Source organism: Syntrophaceticus schinkii, assembly GCF_000946815.1.
Classification (GTDB): Bacteria; Bacillota; DSM-12270; order Thermacetogeniales; family Thermacetogeniaceae; genus Syntrophaceticus; species Syntrophaceticus schinkii.
On the sequence record NZ_CDRZ01000175.1, the window covers coordinates 1 to 2,327 of the forward strand.

Annotated in this window: 3 protein-coding genes; all 3 read left to right on the top strand. The window is 45.4% G+C overall.

From position 1 onward, the window contains the following. The first annotated feature begins 711 nt into the window (after positions 1 to 711). The 3 genes from SSCH_RS07065 to SSCH_RS07075 are packed head-to-tail and all read left to right on the top strand — an operon-like array spanning position 712 to position 1,784. On the top strand, positions 712 to 933 hold the full coding sequence (locus SSCH_RS07065) for a spore coat associated protein CotJA (protein ID WP_044664856.1): 222 nt from the start codon (positions 712 to 714) through the stop codon (positions 931 to 933). 3 nt (positions 934 to 936) lie between these two features. Next, a complete protein-coding gene (locus tag SSCH_RS07070; protein WP_044664857.1) occupies positions 937 to 1,200 on the top strand; it encodes a spore coat protein CotJB in 264 nt (87 codons plus the stop codon). An 11-nt stretch (positions 1,201 to 1,211) separates the two neighbouring features. Next, the gene (locus tag SSCH_RS07075) at positions 1,212 to 1,784 is read left to right on the top strand and encodes a manganese catalase family protein (RefSeq protein WP_044664858.1); all 573 of its coding nucleotides are present in this window, start codon (positions 1,212 to 1,214) and stop codon (positions 1,782 to 1,784) included. The last annotated feature ends 543 nt before the right edge of the window (positions 1,785 to 2,327 follow it).

Genomic DNA, 2,327 nt, shown 5'->3' on the forward strand with positions numbered 1-2,327 from the left:
GGGCCGGCTTTTCTGCTTGAAAGGATTGTTGAATGTCTCAACAAGATTTCCTGTTCCAATTGAGCAGGACAATGTTTATTTGTTTGATTACAGAAGTGTGATCTCAGATGCTATCGGGCAAGCGCTGGGAATTGAATTTCACTAATAAAAGGCTTACTCTTGGGGGCGATAAAAAAAAGTTTTGGCTCAAGCCAAAAAATAAGGTTTTACACTACATATTTGTGACAAAATCAAAAGACCGCTATCCCATGTGTATCAAGGGGTTGCGGCCTTTTATCTGCCATTTTGGTGTAAAAGTCAGGATGTAATTGTAAACATCACTATACTCGTAAGTATTTTTTTGTCAAGGAGCGTGAAACGTGACGCGAGGACGGTCCTTTTGTCACGCTTCTGTCACGGTAAAAAAGAGGGCGTGACATAGGACATCCCTCTTGTCACAAAAAATCAATAGTTCAGCACAACCAAGACGGCCTGTTTCCCTCTGCAAAAATCCCCAGTTCAAATATTCGATTTTATCACCCCCAAACAGAATGTTCCCTCTTCAGAACAATTCCAAACCTTATGATCACACATATATATGACTTTGATAAAACACCCTGAGACTATAACAAGAAAAAACAATAATTCACTGTTTACTCAACCCCCGCATACAATATGGTAAATATGGGCTTACATGGTTATATAGAAACAACCCAAAGGGGGTATAGAAAAATGGCAGAAAATGATAACGGCATTCCCGAAAATGCCGCTGACGCTCTTTTCCACAAACCGGGCTACCCGCGCCTGCGGCTGGCCACAGCTTATGTGCCACCGCAAATGTCAGCCCGGGAAATGTTTACCTTACGAGAGGCCCTACAAAAGGGAACACTCTTTCCGGAACTGTACCGTCCCTATCCACACCACTATAAATATCCCCAGGACTGTGAGGTGTAAACAATGGACCAAATGTGTGTAAGAATGCTGCGGGAACTCCAGGAACTCGAGTTCGCCCTGGTAGAACTCAATCTCTACCTGGACACCCACCCCTGTGATACACAAGCCATCAAAACCTTCAATGAACTGGCGGTTCGCTATGAACAAGCAAGAAAGGCCTACGAAGATAAGTACGGCCCACTCGTTAACTTCGGCCATTCGGGTCCGGTCAAGTCTCATGTATGGCAGTGGATTGACGAACCCTGGCCCTGGGAAATTGAGTATTAGGGGGGATATCCATGTGGCTTTATGAAAAAAAACTCCAGTATCCTGTACGTGTATGTAAAAAAGACCTGCCCATGGCTAAATTTTTATTAACTCAGTTCGGCGGTCCCAACGGTGAACTCTCCGCTGCCGTCCGCTACCTCTCCCAGCGCTACTCCATGCCCACCGGCAGGGCCAAGGGGGTTTTGACGGACATCGGCACAGAGGAGCTGGCCCACTGGGAAATGATCGCTACCATGGTTTACAAACTGATGAAAGGAGCAACACCCCAGGAGATCCGCAGGGCAGGATTGGGTGGCTACTATGCCATCTGGGATAAGGGGATCTTCCCCAGCGACTCCAATGGTGTCCCCTGGACATCCGCCTATATCAACACCATGGGAGACCCCATAGCAGACCTCCATGAGGACATGGCAGCAGAACAAAAGGCCCGGGCAACCTATGAGAATCTGATCAACCTGACTGATGACCCGGATCTGGCGGACGGCTTGAAATTCCTGCGGGAGCGAGAGGTCGTCCACTTCCAGCGCTTCGGGGAAACACTGGATCACCTGCAGGGGTATATGAATGGGAAAAAGTATTATTAGGGAAGGCGTTCATGCAGCAATAAAGGCAATGCCATCAAATGATGAAAACAGAGGCCTAAGTTTTAGGGGTTGCAAAGCCAATGGAAGGTAGATTCTATATAATTCCCGGCCTCCGGCTTCTGGTATATATTATCACGGACAGGCGGCTTGCTTTTTAGTATAGCCGCCTAATTATTTTAGGGATGCATTGGGATCGGTTTATTTATTGGAACTTTTATGCGTTATACTGGTAATCTAGGACTATCAACCGGTATCCATATGCTTCCTTACCTTTCCCTGCTTTTTATCCTGAATTCCCGCGTTTTTATACCTATGTGCTTGAAACATCTATAAACACTGCATTTCTTGCTCCTCATAGGTATAATAATTTATACCTATGAGGAATAAAAAACTTTTGAAATCTCTTGTATCATGCGGATTAAGAGACTCATAGGTATAATTTTCCGGGAATCCAGGTAACTAAAGCATCACCGCCAAAGAGAGCAATTACAATATTGGTGTCTAAAAGAAAGCTACCACTCATCTGATATCTACCTGCTCACA

Coding starts and splice junctions, on each gene's coding strand:
- SSCH_RS07065 (WP_044664856.1), top strand. CDS start 712: ATGGCAGAAAATGATAACGGCATTCCCGAAAATGCCGCTGACGCTCTT.
- SSCH_RS07070 (WP_044664857.1), top strand. CDS start 937: ATGGACCAAATGTGTGTAAGAATGCTGCGGGAACTCCAGGAACTCGAG.
- SSCH_RS07075 (WP_044664858.1), top strand. CDS start 1,212: ATGTGGCTTTATGAAAAAAAACTCCAGTATCCTGTACGTGTATGTAAA.